Origin of the sequence: Macrococcoides caseolyticum (assembly GCF_002902665.1) — a bacterium.
Lineage (GTDB): Bacteria > Bacillota > Bacilli > Staphylococcales > Staphylococcaceae > Macrococcoides > Macrococcoides caseolyticum.
The window spans coordinates 5,433-23,423 of the sequence record NZ_PPRM01000056.1 but is presented as its reverse complement, the minus strand read 5'-3'; the positions used below and the strand labels follow the sequence as shown (position 1 = coordinate 23,423).

Genomic DNA, 17,991 nt, shown 5'->3' with positions numbered 1-17,991 from the left:
TCAAAATTTGACAATGCCAAATGAATGATTTTTTTACTATACTAATATAAAGAAGGAGATTAGATGAAAAACGCCTTTCAACTCTTTTTACATGATTTAAAAAACATTAAACGTACACCTTCATTTATCATACTATTACTGGGATTATCAATCTTACCATCGTTTTATGCGTGGTTTAATTTGAAGTCTTCTTGGGACCCATACTCTAATACAGAATATTTAAAGGTTGCGGTCATCAATCATGATACTGGGTCAGAGATTCAAGGCAAGAAAGTAAATGTCGGTAATCAACTCGTCACCAACTTAAAAGATAATAAAAAGTTCGGATGGGTATTTACAGATGATTTAAAAGAAGCCAACAAACAGCTAGAATATGGGAACTACTATGCTATTATTCATATCCCAAAGCATTTCTCAGAGGATGTCACAAGTATCCTTCGCAAAAAACCAAAACGTGCGCATATCGATTATAAAGTGAATCAAAAAATTAATGCCATTGCACCTAAAATGACCAATGCAGGAGCAACAGCTATCACACAATCACTGAACGAAAAATTTGTAGACAGTGCAACAAAAGCGCTACTCGATGAAAGTAACCGTGTTGGAATTAAGATAGAAGATAAATTACCACTTTACCATAAAATTGAAAATTCAGTATATGAAGCAGAAAAAGCAATTCCTGAAATGGAGAAATTCAAAAAAACGGTTAATAAAATCGATAGCCATCAAGGTGATATTACAAAATACGCTGATGAGTTCTATCAACTCAGTCAGTTTGAAGGAAAAATCAATGATGGTGCAGGAAAATTAATTAAAGCAAATGAGCATGCCGCAGATATTAACGCTGCTGGGCAAATGATTATCAATATTAATAACAATATGCCCCAGATTGAAAATGCGCTACAAAAAGCAAATACCATTGAGCAGAAGTTCCCGCAAATCAATGATGCTGTCGCTAAAGGCATCCAGGCTACAAGCACAGCTCAAAGTGCTATCACTGGTGCACAAGGAGCAATGCCAGGTGTACATGAAAAAATTAATAATGCTCAAAACATAACAGAAGGTGCACAAAATGCAACAACTAATGCCGAACGATTATTAGAAAATGGTACCGAAACTAAGAATAAAAATAGCACGGAGACATCTTTACCTTCAGATGAAGATCCATCTTCTGAACAAGCATCTTCAGAAAATGCAACAACCGAGCAACCATCAAGCGACAATAACACTAAAAAGAAAGTAAATCAGACTGAAGCTTTAAAGAAACCAGATTTGTTACCTGCTAAAAAAGCATTAAATGATGGGTTACTTGCCATCAGCGAGTTGACGAAAGAAGAAGCTGCAGCAACCCAAGATACTATCAATCAACTTGATGAGCTGAGCAAACAAAACCCAGGAAGCTCTGAAGTTCTTGCTAAAAATATTGAAGTGTATAAACACAATTTAGAACAATCTATCGCTTATTATAACGAAGTGATCAAACTGATGAACCAGGCTCAAAAGCTTGGACTTGGTGATACATCAAAGATTAATGCACAATTAAATCAATCTATCGATGCTTTGACAAAACTTAATACTTCACTAGACACAACTTTAAGTGGTGCACGAGGTAATGGTAAAGTAAACTTTGACAATAGTGCTATCCAAAGTGCTTTGAAAGCACTCTCGTCACTTGAAGCATTTGCAAGTGCTGATATGAAGCAAATCCTTACAGATGGATTAGCCACTATTGACAGCAATCTGGATACGATAGCCGGGAAACTATCCAACGCCAGCCAATTTGCGAATGATGTAGATCGAATACTCGCTGATGCTGTTCAAATAACAAGCAATGCACACCAGACACTATTAACGATTAATGCGGAACTTCCAGCGTTAGAACAAAAATTCAGTCGTATTAACCAGACAGCTCAGGCTAACTTCCCTACCTTTAAATCTAAAGTTGGGGAAGCTTCAAACTTTGTACAAAGCGAACTACCGTCTGTACTAGGAGATCTAAATCGTCTAAGTAACTTTGCTGCAAACGATTTGCCAAGTGTAATGGCTAAGTATAATGAAGCTTCAAAGTTATTACAGAACAACTTACCAGGTGCACAAGATAAGATTCATGAACTTGCGGTATTCTCCAATGAAAAACTGCCAGGTATCGAAAAAGAAATTAAACAAGCTGCTGATAAGTTTAGAGAGCTTGATAAAAATGATACATTCAACAAATTAATTAAATTATTACGTAATGACCTTGAGGATCAATCCAATTACTTTGCAGAACCGATACAACTAGATGAAACACAAGTATTCCCTATTCCAAACTACGGGTCTGCCAGCGCCCCATTCTATACAGCACTCGCTTTATGGGTAGGTGCGCTCTTAAGCGGTAACTTATTGACGACCGAACTTAAGGATAAATCGCTCATTGGTCGATTCTCACTTAGAGAAATATATTTAGGGCGTATGATCTTATTCTTATTACTGAGCGTTGCTCAGTCTACAATCGTAGTTCTAGGTAATCTCTTTATACTGGATGCCTATGCTAAGCATCCGGTATACAATGTTCTATTCGCAATACTTGTGGGACTTGCATTTACAATAATGGTCTATACTCTTGTGAGTTTACTTGGAAATATTGGTAAGGCGATAGCCATCATTATTATGGTATTGCAAATTGCAGGAGGTGGGGGTACATTTCCAATTCAAGTCACACCTAAATTCTTCCAGACAATCCATCCATTCTTACCATTCACCTACGCTGTAGATTTGCTACGTGAAGCGGTCGGAGGAATTGTTCCTGAAATTGCATTCTCTAAACTCGGTATGCTCTATTTAATTGCTGCCTTAACGTTTGCATTTGGCTTAGCACTCAAACCTAAATTTGAACCAATTAAAAAAGGGTTTTACGCAAGAAGTAAAGCAAGTAACCTTGTTGAATAAATTATACTAAAGCTCGGACAGTGAATTGCTGTTCGAGTTTTTAATAGTTATGTACACTTTGTTATAATAGTAATTATTATGTAGGAAAGGATTTTTTAATGAAGTATCAAAATCACATTGTATTTAAATTAATCATTACAATAATAGGTTCATTTCTAATTGCAGTAGCATTCAATTTGTTCTTATTACCTCATGGGGTACTTAGTAGTGGTGTCAGTGGTATTGCATTGTTGCTGCATATATTAACAAATTTTGATGCAGGAGTCTTAAATTTACTGCTCAACATACCCCTGATATTTCTTGGGATATGGAAATTAAATCGTTCTATTATTGCTAATACTGTACTCAGCGTAATATTCATCTCTCTCTTTATGACATTTATACCTATCACTAAAGTCTCTCATGAACTTTTTGTGAATGTTATATTCGGCGGCGTCTTAGTCGGCATCGGGGTTGGTATTATATTAAAGCATTCTGGTACTACTGGCGGCATGGATATTGTTGCCATGATCATTAGCCAGCATAGTAATATGTCTATAGGTCTAGTCATGACAATATTAAATGGTATCATCATTCTTTGCTCTGGTTTCTTCTTTAACTGGAATATTGCGCTATTAACCCTATTATCTATTTATATAACGGGTAAGACAGTTGATATGATTTTCACTTCTCATATCAAGCTCACTGCTACAATTGTAACGTCTAACGTCAATGCTGTTAAACAAGGACTAATCGCCGAAATTTATCGTGGCATCACTATCACTGAAGTAATAGGGGGTTACTCTAACAATAAGCAGCATATGATTACGATGGTCCTCACGCGTTATGAATTACCTGAAGTGATTCGTATCGCAAAAGAGCATGACCCTAAATGCTTTATTAATGTATACCAAACGACAGAAGTTCATGGTAATTTTGCGAGAAATAGTTAAATAAAATAATCCATAAGCATAAATCGCTTATGGATTATTTTTATGGTTATTTCTTTGTCAGTTTACCATCATTCATTTCATAAATTTCATCGAAATATTCTAATAAACGATGGTCATGTGTTACAACGATGCCTGCTTTATCTTTTGTTTTCACTTCTTCTCTTAGTAACTTGATCACTTCTATCGCTTTCTCTCCGTCCAAACTCGCTGTCGGTTCGTCTGCTAATATAATTGAAGGGTTTGTATATAATGCTTTTAAGATTGCCACACGCTGTCTCTGACCGCCTGAGAGTTCATTTGGAAATTGATCCAATACTTTGCTTAAACCAAGATGTTCAAGCTCATGCTTTAACTCTGCCTCAGACATATGATCTTTCTTCACTTTATCCAGCAATTTAAATTGATCTTTTACTTTTAAAAAAGGCACTAAGTTAGAAGCTTGAAGAATAAATCCAATTTCGTTCAATCTTACTTTAGAGCGTTGCTTTTCACTAAATCTTGAAACATCTTTTCCGTTGATGATTATCTCACCTTCTGTAGGACCTTGCAGTAAACCCGCAATCGTCAATAACGTGCTCTTTCCAGAACCTGATGGTCCAATAATTGCAACGAGCTTCCCTTTATCTATACTAAAATCTACTGGTTTCAATGCCTCAACATATGTTTGTTCTTTACCAAAGCTTTTACGCACTTGTTTCATTTCAAGAATCATATTATCCCTCCTACTCTATTGTCTTAAGAGGATCTACTTTTCGAATTGAACGAATCGAGAAGAGTCCACCGATGATTGCTGTAATCATAATTGTCAATCCAAAGACTGCGATTTTATCCCATTCAAACTTTATAGGGACAATATCTGGAATAACCATTGCTGTAGCAATTGTAAGCACTAAAGCAATCAATACTGCAATTAAAGATAGGATGAGCGTTTGAATCAGTAATGATTTTGCGAGAAAACCGTTGCTGATACCTTGTGCTTTAAGCAAACCAAATATCGGTTCTTTCTGAATTGTAATGACATATAAGAAAATACCGATGATAAATGCTGATATCGCAAATAAGAAATAACTCATAATATCAAGTGTCAACTTTTGTTCTGTGTATCCAGGAAGCTTTTTGATAAATTCTTCTTTCTCAATCATCTGTAGCTCGTTATCAATTGCTTTATCTTTAAAGGCCTTATCTTTAATGAAGAATGCATTTTCTTTACCTTTTAATTTATTCATAGATAATTGATCTAACGTTGCATCATTTGCATACAATACTGCAGCAGCATTATATTTTGAGTTTTGAGTAAAGCCGACGATTTTTAAGTCTTCATCACTCCCTGCAATGTCTAGCGTGTCTCCTAGCTTAAACCCTTTCGTTTTAAGGGAATCGTTTGCAACGACTTCAAAGTTTTTATTAAACAGCTTTCCCTCTGTCACTTTTGGTTTTAAAAACTCATTTTTCTTTATTCCAAACAGCAATGTATTCTGTTTATTATTGCCTTTAGCAATAATGATAGGAAGATTTTTCACACCTGCGACGTTATCAAATTTACCCTCTACGGCATCTTCGTCCATAATTGACTGCGCAACATTCTGATTTGATTCTTTTGTTACAATCACTGCATCCGGATTCCATGTGTCAATAGCTTCACGGTTCATACCCATAAGTCCATTAGAAAGACCAGAAATTAAAAACAGCAAATAGGACACAAGCACGAGTACACCGATAATCAGACTAAATTTCAATTTGTTATGTATCACTTCTTTCCACGCTAAAAACATTGCCTACCTCCTGATATATGTCTATTCATATCATACTACTTATTTTAATTTTGCATAAGAATTTCCACCTAAAAAAACCGAGACATATTTGTCTCGGTGTGTGAATTGATGATATATTTTTAATTTTTATATCTAATTGTTAAAGGAGAATACTTGTTAATATCGGAACGATAACAACCACTACAACACCTACAAGAACGAGTGCGATACTTGCCATAGACGTTTCCGTTTCTCCTAGTTCTGTTGCTGCTGAAACGCCTAGTGCATGCCCACTTGTACCCAGCGCAAGACCTCTTGCAATTGGATTAGAGATTTTGAAGAAACGCAGCATTTTATTTCCTAGGGCATAAATAATCACTGCATTTAGAATAACTGCCAGTGATGTCAGTTCTGGTACGCCACCAATACCAGCAGATACCGGTAAAGCAATAGCAGTTGTTGCTGCTTGAGGTAACATTGATGCAATAATCTGTGTACCAAATCCAAATAATTTTGCTACTCCATATATACCTAACATCGCAGCTGCTGTACCAAGTGACAGACCTCCGATGATATGTAACCAATACTTTTGTAATACGTCGCGCTTTTTATAAAGAGGAATCGCAAAGCAGATTGTTGCAGGCTCTAAGAAGAAGCTAATAATACTTCCACCTTTACTATAAGTGTCATAGCTAATACCAGTTATAGATAAGAATGCAATCCCAAATACCATTCCAACAAATAATGGTGCAAATAAGAAAAATCCATTTGTTTTTTTAAATAAATATTGACCTAACATAAATGGTAATATCGTTAATAATATTCCAAAGTATACAGAGTTAATACCTAAATGATCAAGCCATGTCATATTAGCGCACCTCTATTTCTTTTAAATGTTTCGTTTCTTTTGCTTTTTGTTCTTTTACCTTTGAGTCTGTCAACTTCACAATCACCTGAGAGAAGAACCCTGTACATAATAGCAACAATAAGGTTGAGATAAAGATTAGACCTAATATCAATACTGGATTTTCAGCTATTAGTCCTAATGATTTTACTACTGAGATTCCTGCTGGCACAAATAATAGTCCGATATTATCTGTAAGTGCAGTCCCAACGGTTTCTACTTGTCCTAGTTTTATGATTCCAGTACATAAACAGATGAAGAGCAGTATAAGTCCGATAACTGATGCAGGCATTGGAATTGGCATGAAGCTTTCAATCATCTTTGAAATAAGTAACACAATTGAGATTACTGATACTTGATGAAAGAAATTATACGTTTTTTCTTTTGTCATTTTTAATGACCTCCCGTGTTTTATCTTGATTACATCATACCGCTTACATATCGTTTTGTGAGGGTTTTCACGATGAAATGCAAAAATCAAGTGTTGAAATGCAAAAAATAGGACTCAAATTATTTGAGCCCTATTTCGTGTTTAAATTGCTTTATATACGATCTTGAGACTTGCAGTTTTATATCTTTCGTCAACTGCACTTGATAAGTATGATTAAACCATTGTTCTGCTGATTTAATATGATGTTTGTTAATAATGCTTGATCGATGTATGCGCATAAATACATTCTCTGGAAGCTTCTTTTCAAATGCACTTAATGGCTCGTGAATCGCATATTCTGAGTTTACAGTTATGATATTTAATTGCCCTTCTTCTACATACAAGGCGATAATATCCTGTATATTAATGACATAGATTTTGTCATCAATTTGTATCGACAAGGTTGGCAATTTCGATTCTTGATTTGTATTGATAGATGATGCCTTGGCTTTATTCAATGCTGCTTCAATACGCTTTTGTTCGAAAGGTTTTAATATATAATCTAATGCATTCAATTCAAAGGCCTTCACAGCAAAACTATCATGTGCTGTTGCAAAGACAATCTTAGGCGGATGCTTCATCTTATTAATCTTTTCGGCAAGTTCAAGCCCGCTTTCATCAATCAAGTTGATATCCAAAAACAATAATTCATATGTTTCTGATAGTAACGATGTCAATGTTTCTTCTACAGAATCCGCTTCATCAACCACTAATGTATTATCGATGTTATTGAGTAAATAACACAGCTCATTTCTTGCTAATGGTTCATCATCTACAATTAATATTCTCATGCATCTTCCTCCCTCTCTAAAGGTATAGATGTATAAAACTTAGTGCCCGAATCACTTGTCGTAAAATTTAGTTGCGCATTACTATTATACAATCCGATGAGACGTTTATTTAAGTTCTCAAGTGCACTTCCAGTCCCAGAAGTAGATGATACTTCATTGTGTCCGATATGTGCACGCTTTTCTTTCGGAATACCAAATCCATTATCTTCTACAGATATTTCAATTGTCTGTTGTCCCTCTTTCACTTTTACGTAAACATCATTGTTAGACTTTCTATTATGAAATGCATGTTTTATCGCGTTCTCAACTAATATTTGAATGATAAAGGGCGGCACTTTCGCATATTTCAATGCCTCATCTATATCAAAATGAATGTTAAAACGTTCCGGAAATCGTGCTTGTTCCAGCGCTAAATAAGCTTCTACTTGTTGAATTTCTTTTTCAATTGTGATGCTCGTACTTTTTGCACCTTGTAAATTTGAACGGAAAAAGTTACTTAAATTAAGCAGAAGTTCTCTTGCTCTCTCACTATCCACGCGAATAAGCGCTGATATTGTATTCATTGCATTAAAGAAAAAATGTGGATTTACTTGTGCTTGTAATGATTTAATTTCCGCATCTTTCAATAATTTCGATTGCGTTTCTATTTCACCGAGTTCAATCTGACTTGAGAATATATTTGCTAAACCTTCAGCAAGACGACGTTCGACATAAGTCAATTTATTGCTATCTGTAAAGTACAGTTTTAATGTGCCTGTTACTTCGTTATGTACATATAAAGGGATAACAATCGCACCTTCAAGCGGGCATCCAGGATGCGTACAACCAATTTCATGCCTATTATGTGCTTCTTTAATTTCACCGGATTTGATAACTTGTTTCGAAAGGTCGGTAATAATTTTCTTGCGCGGCACATGATGATCACTTGCTGCTCCGACATGTGCTAATATATCAGTCTTATTAGTGATTGATACAGCCGATACTTTCATTAAATCTTTTATAATTTGCGCTGCCTGTGTCGCAGATGCTTCATTTAGTCCCGCTCTGAAATAAGGTAATGTTTGATTCGCCAGATTCAACACATCATGTGTCTGTACAGCACGCATACGCTGTTCCTGCTGAATTGTAGAGATAATAATGGATAAGAATATAGCCACACCTAGACTATTAATCATTATCATCGGTAAAGCAATGAGCTTCACAATATCTAGGGCATATTCTGTATTCGTAGCAAAAACAATGATGCAGATCATCTGAATAACTTCCATAATTGCGCCGAGTATCACTCCCGTAAGCACATTCGGATAACGGTTGTTTGTCATCGCACGATAACCGAAATATCCCGAAGTAAGACCAATAAGCGCTGATGAGATCACATATGTATATGCGTCTACTCCGCCAATTAGATAGCGCGTAATTCCTGATACAATCCCGACTCCAATGCCCACAACCGGTCCACCCATTAAGCCCGCGACACTTATTGTAAGGACTCGTGTGTTGGCAATAACTGCATCGTCTGATATCTTACTGAATATCTGGCTTGATAGTATTTCATTATTACGTATTTCAACACCTGTAAAGTTGGATACCGCTGCAAATAAACCGAACACAATCAATAATTGTATTTGAGAAGATAGATTTGAGCGTTCAGACATCATCTTCTTAAAGTAAGGAACATTCATCAATAAGTATGCAACAATAATAATCAATCCAACACGTTCTAACAATAGAATAAATAAACTAAACATAGCATACCTCCACTATCATTATAACGTGAACAATTAGTGCTTGTCAGAAAAAGAAATATTATTCCCTATTTTCTTCGAAGGCAATAAGCGTTTCATATATAAGCGATACCATACGTTTACTCCCTGGATACTCAAGATGTATACCATCAGGTGCAAAGTATTCTGTATGACCCTGTGAAGCTTCATACCAATCCATAATATGGACATTCTTATATAGACGAGCAGCTTTATACATCTCTTCATTAACGTGTGCTTCGTAATCTTTTGGAACTCTAGAAGTTACAAGAAATACTTGTGCTTTATCAAATTTAGATAATAAGATATTCATCTGAACATCTTGAAAATCTCCATTTGTTCCGATAAATAGGATGATGATTCCATCCTTATGATTAAATGCCTGATATTTATCAGCAACATTCAATGCTTTATATATATTTCGCCCTACTTCACCGTCTACGCTAGCATTCGGCAATACTTCTTTCAATTGATTATTTATATCAACAAGTACAGAATCACCAATTAGTAACGGTGTAGAATTCTTCACTATTTGTTCAGTCGTTTCATCTGGTGTCAACGGACTAATACGTTTTATATCAGGAATATTAGATGTCGTCTTCGTAATTTCGTGATCCATTTGTGGTTGTTCGGCTTTAACAACAGATAATAAGTAAGGTGTCGATATACATAAATACAAAGTTACAATCACTGTAATAAAATTTTTAATAGACATTATTGTAAATACTTTTAAACCATTTAATCGATATGGACGTTCAATTAATTTATAGCTGAATATTGCCAGCACAATCGTGAGTATCACAGATGAAATATGGATATAGATAGGAACTTGCCCTTGAACAAAATGTTTCTGCATCAGTACTATAACAGGATAATGCCATAAATATAAGCTATATGAATATTTCCCAATCACCGTCAACGGCTTTATACCAAGTAACCTACTCATTATAGACGATGGATGCACTGCAGCCATAATAATCAATAATGTAAAGATTCCAAGGACATAGAATCCACCATTAAATAAAAATGCACTGTGCTCACTTAACTTATAGATGCTATACATTAAGACTATTAAACCTATGAATCCTAGAAAATCAATGATGACTACTAAAATTCTCGGTGCATCGTGCTTCAATTTAAATGCTGGCCATATAAATGCACACATTACTCCTAACAGCAATGTTTGAAGACGTGTGTCCGTACCAAAGTATATACGCGACACATTTGCAGCAGGATCATAGAGCGTTGACATCAATATCGCTGACAATATAGAAACAACAAAAAATAATAGCAGTATGTTCTTTTTAGACCATTTGTTAAGCATTAATATCAATATTAACGGAAATAGCAAATAGAACTGCTCTTCAATAGCAAGTGACCATAAATGTTCAAGCGGTCTAGCTTCAAAACTTTCAAAATAACTAAGTCCATCAAATATATACCACCAGTTCGAAATATATAATAATGCAGCAATAACATCTTTTTTAAGTTGATATAATAACGATTGATCAAAAAATATGATATATTGAATCACGATAAGTATCATAAATAATACAGGTGGAAAAAGTCGTTTCATTCGGCGTATCCAGAATTGGAGAATATTGATTGTTCCAGTTTTTTCATATTCGTTTATCAATAACATTGCAATTAAATAACCGGATATGACAAAGAAAGTGTCAACGCCAAGAAACCCCCCGGGCAACCATTTTGGATTTAAATGAAATATTATAATCGCAATAACTGCAATCGCTCTAATCCCGTCTAATCCAGGAAGATATTTTCGATTCATATGCCTAGCCATCCCTTTAACAGTTCTGTAATATATTTGTTACACATTCTTAATAATACACTCTTTATCAATTATCAACAATATTAAAATGTTAAAATTTATTGAAAATATTGTTAAATGTTCCATGAAAGGAGTACTTCATGAATTTTTTTAACTTCGATACAACCTATACGAATTTAAATGAGATTTTTTATGTGGTTAATAACCCACACCCTTTTCCTCATCCTGAATATGTACTATTTAATGATGGATTAGCTCGTGAATTAAATATATCTTTCCAATTAAAAGCACATCCTGAAATATTAACTGGTCGCACCGTTATCGAAGGAACAGCTCCATTTTCTACAGCTTATGCAGGACATCAGTTTGGGAACTTTACGATGCTCGGAGACGGCAGACAACATATATTAGGTGAACACATTACACCTCAAAATAAACGATACGACATTCAACTTAAAGGATCCGGCCGCACATATTTCTCTCGTTCTGGAGATGGAAAAGCCACGATTGGGCCGATGCTGCGGGAATATATCATCAGCGAAGCCATGCATCACTTAAACATACCTACAACAAGAAGTCTTGCAATTTGTTCAACAGGAGAAAAAGTTTTACGCGAAAGCATGTTGCCTGGTGCGGTGCTTACAAGAACTGCTAACAGTAATATCCGAGTAGGAACATTTGAATATGCTGCCCGTACCGCATATGAACATTTAAAAGAACTTGCTGACTATACAGTTGAAAGACATTTTCCCAATTTAATGTCCACAAAAAATAAGTATTTGAATTTATTAGATATCGTTATCGACAAACAAACACGGTTGATTGCACAGTGGCAATCCATAGGGTTTATACATGGAGTAATGAATACCGACAATATGATGGTCAGTGGGGAAACGATAGATTATGGACCATGTGCATTTATGGACTATTATCATACACATACTGTATTCAGCTCTATCGACATCCAAGGACGTTATGCCTACATCAATCAACCTGCAATTGCATTATGGAATTTAACGCGATTTGCTGAAACATTATTACCTTTAATACACACTGATGGCAAAGAAGCAATTCGTCTAGCAGAGTCTGCACTTGATAAGTTTCAGCACAGTTATACGGTATATTACAGAACGTTGATGGGACAAAAAATCGGCATCAAGTCACCAAGCGAAAAGGATATGATACTGATTAATGAGCTACTATCACTTATGGAGCAATACGAAATGGACTATACAAATACCTTTTTACATTTACAAAGCGAAGATATATCTTCACTTGAACCTCTTTCTTCATGGATTACGAAATGGAAAAAGAGACTCAAAGTCGAAAAAAATCCTATTCAATTGATGCGCAAAGTTAACCCAGTTGTGATCCCTCGAAATCATATCGTGGAAGAAGCTTTAGATGACGCGATACACGGCGATTTATCGACCGTGAAAGCACTGTTACAAGTAATATCACAGCCGTTTAATTCAGAACATGCTGATAAATATAAACAACCCGGTCCGAAAGATAGACCCTATCAAACATATTGCGGAACATAAAAAAGCGGAGAGATTGCTTGAATCACTCCGCTTCACTTATTCATATTAAAATGTTTTTCCTAAGTCTTCTGCACGACGTACACCGTCTGCTTTAATTTCATCAGCTTTCTCAGGCATTTGATTATGACCTTCGATAACTAATTCTTCGACACTTGGTACACCAAAGAATCCAAGAATTGTTTGTAAGTAACGGTTACCTAATTCAAAATCTGCTGCTGGTCCTTCTGAATAAATACCACCACGTGATTGAATAAGTAATGCTTTTTTGTCTGTTAATAAACCAACAGCACCTTCAGTTGTGTATTTGAAAGCTTTTCCTGCTACAGCGACAGCATCGATATACGCTTTAACTACTGCCGGGAATGATAAGTTCCACATTGGTGTAACGAATACATATTTATCTGCTGCTGCAAATTCATCACTTAATTCATTTAAACGAGCCACTTTTTGTTGTTCTGTTTCAGATAACGCTTCGAATCCTTTACCTGATTGTAATTTACCCCAACCATCAAATACTTCTTTATCGATTAATGGAATGAATGTGTCATAAAGATCAATATGTACAACTTCGTGATCTGGATTTGATTGTTTATAGCTTTCGATAAATGATTTACCTGCTGCCATAGAATTTGAAACTGTTTCATCGTTTGGATGACCTGTAATATATAATACTTTTGTCATAATAAATAACTCCTTTGATTTAATTAATATACTCGATATATTTAATATACCATATAATATAATAAAATCAACCGATTAATTTCAAAGTGTAAAATTTATCATTTTCTCCAGAATGTATCGATACTTTTTTGTCTTCAATATTGAAACGAATAATCTTTTCGATTTTTTGTGCATCTTGAATACTTTCCAGATATTCATTAAATTGTCCCATTATCATCCTCTGCTTTCAACATATTTTCAAAATGCAGGTTTGAGTCTGCGAGTACCCGTTTGTAGAAAGGATCTTTGCCAATTAATTTAATTTCGTCTGCTATGGCCTCTACCTCATCCATATGATGTGTCGTCATAATCATTAAAGTGTGTTGCTTTAATTCATTAAGCAGACGATGAATATCATATCTAGATTTCATATCTATGCCGACTGTCGGCTCATCTAAAATAATTATTTCCGGCTTCCCTAAAAGCCCAATCAGTAAGTTCACTTTACGTTTCGTCCCGCCTGATAACGTATTGATTAATGCTGTCGTTTCATTAAGATTAAGTAGCTTCTTGTATCGATTAATTGTATCTTCATCTAATACTTGTTGATTCAATCCTTTGAATAAATGAATGTTGTCATCTACAGACATATGTTCAAACAATGCAATATCTTGTGGAATATAACCAAGGATTTTATGTATGTGTTTTTTATCTAATGGTTGTTCATTATAAAAGATATATCCTTCATCTTGGTTTTCAAGCCCTGCAATCATGCGAAGTAACGTTGATTTGCCAGCACCATTCTCACCAAGTAGCATGGTCAATGATTTATCATGAAACGTGGTATTCAATCCTTCGAATATAACTTTACGTTTATATTTCTTGTATAAATTGTCTATTGTTATCATAATATCACCCAAACAGTAAGAGATTTAATACCGTAATAATTGTTAAAGAAAATGTTACCGTCATAAACATTTTATGACTTACCGTCTTAATATAAATAAGCAGTGCAGATAATACATATTCATAAATGATCACTGTAAAGAGTACAACAATATAAAAATATAAGCTCATCTGAGCATCAAGAATAATACTCGCAGCCCCGACACAAAACATAATAAGTAATGTGTGGATGAACACATATAAGAAATGGTACTGTATGCGTGTATGAGGAAACATGAATATTCTCGATAATGCTGCGTGTTGTGCAATATTTCGATGTAATAAAATTTGTAATGATGCACAGAGCAACAATAGACTGACTATAAAATTCATCGATACTGAATGTGATTCAACTCGATTGACAGCAAACTGTTTAATCTTACTCTTTGGCGTTTCTTTTTTATAGGTTTCAACTACATTATATACATTAACTTCATGATCTTTATCAACATACTTCTTAACGATGTATGGGATCTGCATGTCATACAATGCCTTACTTACAATTTCCTGGGCAATAGAGCCTACAAAGTCATCTCTATAAAATAACGGAAGCGCATCTCTCATGTCATGTTCTGATAGTCGATTTGAAAACCCTTCAGGTATTGTAAAAGCAACAATCGCTTCTTTTCTTTTAATTACATCATCAATATAAGCTTCATCTTTCTTGATTACTTGTGTATTAATGAAAGGCGCATCTTCAACTTTTTCAATCAACTTGCGAGACTCTGGCGTCTCATCCATATCTTGTATTGCAATCGGCATATTAAATACTTGATCCATAGCTTGTTGCAATACTTGTAAAGCGCATATTACAGATAGCTGGATTATCAGAAGTAATAGGTACGCTTTCCATTGCCTAAAAAATACTAAATTAATAAGAGGTCTCATCTTCTATACCTCCATCCCCAGATGCCAAAGGCGATAAGTGCAATAAGTGCTAAATAAATCCATAAGGAATCTGGTTGATCAATCAAATAATTATTGAGAAGCAGTTCAACGAATTGATTGAATATATAGCTGAATGGCTGTTCGTATAAGAAATCGCTGTGCCCCTTAAAATAAATAGAAGGTATCGTTGCACCTGAAAACAATATAATCACTAATGTCAGTATTGTCTTGGATAAAATGTTTAACATCCCTGTAAAGCAGCAGTCTATGAAAAATAGCAGCCCCGAAATTAATATTAAATACATGACCATTATCGTTATCAATGTTTGTAAATTATAGGTTTCAAACTTATCGTTCATCATATTAGAAACAAGTAACATAAAAACTGTAAAGCATATTGTATAAAATAATGTTATAACACTTCGTGCAAATGTTAATTTTTCGATGGAAAATCTTAAAAGACTTAAACGATCAAGCAGTGCATGCTCTTGATTCATCTTAAGGACTAAAAATAATGACAAATAGAATAAATAAATCGAAATAAATATTGTACTTACTGTATAGTATGCGTATGAATTATATAGTTTCACAGGTTGTTCATTAAATGCACCATTACGATTCAATCCTGTAAAAAGCATATCTGTCATCATTTCAAGCATTTCTTCCTTTGAGACTTCAGGATACAGTACTTTGTAACTTTTAGCGCCACCCATAGATAACATGAGCCTGCTATATACTGAATCTGTAAGCTGATAAATCACGACACTTCTTACAGATGACTTATCATAAGTATAAACGGATATCGGCAATGTACCAGATTTATAGAAAGAATCTGTCATTCCTTTATCTAACACAAAATAACCATCCAGCTTATTTTGTGTTAATAATCTTTCTGCTTTATGCTCCGGCATTTGTTTAAGTTCCAGATTATTACCGATACTTTTACCATCTCCAATAGACTTTAAGATTAATCGTGTCTCAGAAGACTGATCATTATCTACAAGCCCAATACGAAATCGCTCATCTTTCGTTTGAGTATACGTTATAACCATCATGACACCGACAATCGTAGCAAACAATAATAAAAGATAGATCAGCAAATACCATTTTTTATATAAAAAAGAGTGATAAATGTTAAACAACTTGTAGTTCACATTTATCACTCCTTTATCATTTATTCAAAGTCTTGCGTAACTTCAGAGAAAATCTCATCAAATTTATCTTCGACTTCAGTTTGTAAATCAGATAATTCGCTATCCGACATCGTATTCAAATTACGCGCATCCTTCTTATCTACTTTAATATCTTGTTTCAGCTTTGTATTACTATCAAGCAGGAATTTTATGGGTTCACCTTCAACATCAAATGATACTTCGGCTTTTTGCTTCTGTTCATTATTACCAATATCTGTATTCATCTCATTGTTGAAATTCAGTACCATATCACTACCTACAAATGACGTAAGGTCGATTGTCCCTTTATCATTTCGCTTTCCGCCATCTGCTGTAGATACATTTGTAAATGATACTGTTTTTTCTTCACCATCATTAAATAATAACTTATATGAATCTTCAAATTTCTTATCAGACTTTTTAGATTCACCTTTTACAGTTACAACCTCTTCATTATCAGCTGAAACTTGATAGTCTACTTTAACATTGTCATCAACTCGAGAAGAACCAAGAACTTTTAAAACTTTACTATCTTGGCCTTTGATTGTAAGATCACGTTTTAATATATCCTTTCCATCAACATAAATGATTGAATTGATTTCAGGATAGTTCTTCACTTCTTCTTGCTTAGCATCTTTAATTAATTTCTCTATTTCTTTCTTTACATCCTTACCTTGATTCTGAGACTTTAATAATTCTTGTAACTCTTTATCGTCCTTTGCTTCTTCAAGCACTGCGAGAACAACTTTCTTAACATCCTCTCTTTTAAGATGCATTGTAAGCTTGTCTAGCTCCATATTTTTACCAAAGACACTTACTTTTTCTTTGTCTTTCTTAAATTTTTCATCTTCGACGCTATCGACAACGATCTTAATGTAACGTTCAGCAATTTTGTTAACATCTTCCTCAGAAATCGTTGCACCACTTAATATATTGTTTAAATTCAACGATTCATTCGTCATACTTTCTTCTACTAATGTTGGATTTAATTTTTTAAGCGTATCAACAATCTTATTATTAGGAATACTTAAAGGTTTATCTAGTACAGGTGCATCCAAATATTGATTAGCTCTATCTGCACTCCACGTAAATGCTCCGATATTGTTATCCGCAATTGTCGGAGTAATGCTTATCTTAGATTTTTTCTCTTTACCATTATGCGCTAAATCTAAAATAATGTTTGATGAATCGACCATAGATTTAGAAACACCAAATCCATCTATTAAATTCTCAGGAACATCTACACCTAATTTTAAATTAGATGCATAACTTTCATCTTTTAGTTTTTGCTGAAATTTAGATTCTTCTGGAAACCTCATTTCTACATACTTCGACATGTTATCCATCGATTTTTTCTCGCTTAAAAGGTAAGCATTTTTTGGTGTATTTGTCATAAAAAAGTATGTAGCTACACCACCACCAATCAATACGAGTGCTGCGATAAGTCCGATGATCAAGCCTTTAGATTTCTTCATAAATGATAATCCTCCTTGG

At 34.5% G+C, this 17,991-nt stretch carries 16 protein-coding genes; 3 read left to right on the top strand and 13 right to left on the bottom strand.

Going from position 1 to position 17,991, the window contains the following annotated elements:
• Positions 1-63: 63 nt before the first annotated feature.
• Both CD152_RS08605 and CD152_RS08600 read left to right on the top strand, forming a co-directional pair.
• Complete coding sequence (locus CD152_RS08605) at positions 64-2,928, top strand: YhgE/Pip domain-containing protein (protein WP_103214650.1); 2,865 nt, start codon at positions 64-66, stop codon at positions 2,926-2,928.
• A 98-nt stretch (positions 2,929-3,026) separates the two neighbouring features.
• Complete coding sequence (locus CD152_RS08600) at positions 3,027-3,860, top strand: YitT family protein (protein ID WP_101140738.1); 834 nt, start codon at positions 3,027-3,029, stop codon at positions 3,858-3,860.
• Positions 3,861-3,906: 46 nt separating this feature from the next.
• Here CD152_RS08600 and CD152_RS08595 read toward each other — a convergent pair whose 3' ends face one another.
• The 7 genes from CD152_RS08595 to CD152_RS08565 form a co-directional block, all read right to left on the bottom strand.
• Entirely contained in the window at positions 3,907-4,572 is a 666-nt protein-coding gene (locus tag CD152_RS08595) for an ABC transporter ATP-binding protein (RefSeq protein ID WP_101140739.1), read from the bottom strand.
• A gap of 10 nt (positions 4,573-4,582) precedes the next feature.
• Positions 4,583-5,632: an ABC transporter permease gene (locus CD152_RS08590; RefSeq protein ID WP_101140740.1), complete on the bottom strand. Its 1,050-nt coding sequence runs from the start codon at positions 5,630-5,632 to the stop codon at positions 4,583-4,585.
• A 139-nt stretch (positions 5,633-5,771) separates the two neighbouring features.
• The gene (gene lrgB, locus CD152_RS08585; protein ID WP_101140741.1) at positions 5,772-6,479 is read right to left on the bottom strand and encodes an antiholin-like protein LrgB; all 708 of its coding nucleotides are present in this window, start codon (positions 6,477-6,479) and stop codon (positions 5,772-5,774) included.
• A 1-nt stretch (position 6,480) separates the two neighbouring features.
• Positions 6,481-6,906, bottom strand: coding sequence for an antiholin-like murein hydrolase modulator LrgA (gene lrgA / locus CD152_RS08580; RefSeq protein ID WP_101140742.1), 426 nt, complete (start codon positions 6,904-6,906; stop codon positions 6,481-6,483).
• Between the two features lie 119 nt (positions 6,907-7,025).
• Positions 7,026-7,736, bottom strand: a complete 711-nt coding sequence (locus CD152_RS08575; RefSeq protein ID WP_101140743.1) for a LytTR family transcriptional regulator DNA-binding domain-containing protein — start codon at positions 7,734-7,736, stop codon at positions 7,026-7,028.
• Positions 7,733-9,484, bottom strand: coding sequence for a sensor histidine kinase (locus CD152_RS08570; protein WP_103214649.1), 1,752 nt, complete (start codon positions 9,482-9,484; stop codon positions 7,733-7,735). The genes CD152_RS08575 and CD152_RS08570 overlap by 4 nt, the downstream gene beginning before the upstream one ends.
• Positions 9,485-9,542: 58 nt before the next feature.
• On the bottom strand, positions 9,543-11,288 hold the full coding sequence (locus CD152_RS08565; protein ID WP_101140745.1) for an acyltransferase family protein: 1,746 nt from the start codon (positions 11,286-11,288) through the stop codon (positions 9,543-9,545).
• A 140-nt stretch (positions 11,289-11,428) separates the two neighbouring features.
• Between CD152_RS08565 and CD152_RS08560 the strand changes: the two genes are divergently transcribed.
• The gene (locus CD152_RS08560) at positions 11,429-12,832 is read left to right on the top strand and encodes a protein adenylyltransferase SelO (protein ID WP_101140746.1); all 1,404 of its coding nucleotides are present in this window, start codon (positions 11,429-11,431) and stop codon (positions 12,830-12,832) included.
• Between the two features lie 45 nt (positions 12,833-12,877).
• Here CD152_RS08560 and CD152_RS08555 read toward each other — a convergent pair whose 3' ends face one another.
• From CD152_RS08555 to CD152_RS08535, 6 genes are all read right to left on the bottom strand, one after another.
• On the bottom strand, positions 12,878-13,513 hold the full coding sequence (locus tag CD152_RS08555; protein ID WP_101140747.1) for an FMN-dependent NADH-azoreductase: 636 nt from the start codon (positions 13,511-13,513) through the stop codon (positions 12,878-12,880).
• Positions 13,514-13,580: 67 nt separating this feature from the next.
• Positions 13,581-13,724: a hypothetical protein gene (locus CD152_RS11915; protein ID WP_157820924.1), complete on the bottom strand. Its 144-nt coding sequence runs from the start codon at positions 13,722-13,724 to the stop codon at positions 13,581-13,583.
• Positions 13,711-14,400 carry an ABC transporter ATP-binding protein gene (locus tag CD152_RS08550; RefSeq protein WP_101140748.1) on the bottom strand — a complete coding sequence of 230 codons (690 nt, stop codon included), beginning with the start codon at positions 14,398-14,400 and terminating at the stop codon, positions 13,711-13,713. Before CD152_RS08550 ends, CD152_RS11915 begins: the two co-directional genes overlap by 14 nt.
• 4 nt (positions 14,401-14,404) lie before the next feature.
• Complete coding sequence (locus CD152_RS08545) at positions 14,405-15,325, bottom strand: ABC transporter permease (RefSeq protein WP_101140749.1); 921 nt, start codon at positions 15,323-15,325, stop codon at positions 14,405-14,407.
• Positions 15,322-16,479: an ABC transporter permease gene (locus CD152_RS08540; protein WP_103214648.1), complete on the bottom strand. Its 1,158-nt coding sequence runs from the start codon at positions 16,477-16,479 to the stop codon at positions 15,322-15,324. Before CD152_RS08540 ends, CD152_RS08545 begins: the two co-directional genes overlap by 4 nt.
• Before the next feature lie 20 nt (positions 16,480-16,499).
• The coding region (locus CD152_RS08535) for a flagellar basal body-associated FliL family protein (protein WP_205757040.1) at positions 16,500-17,991 on the bottom strand (1,492 nt) is incomplete at its 5' end.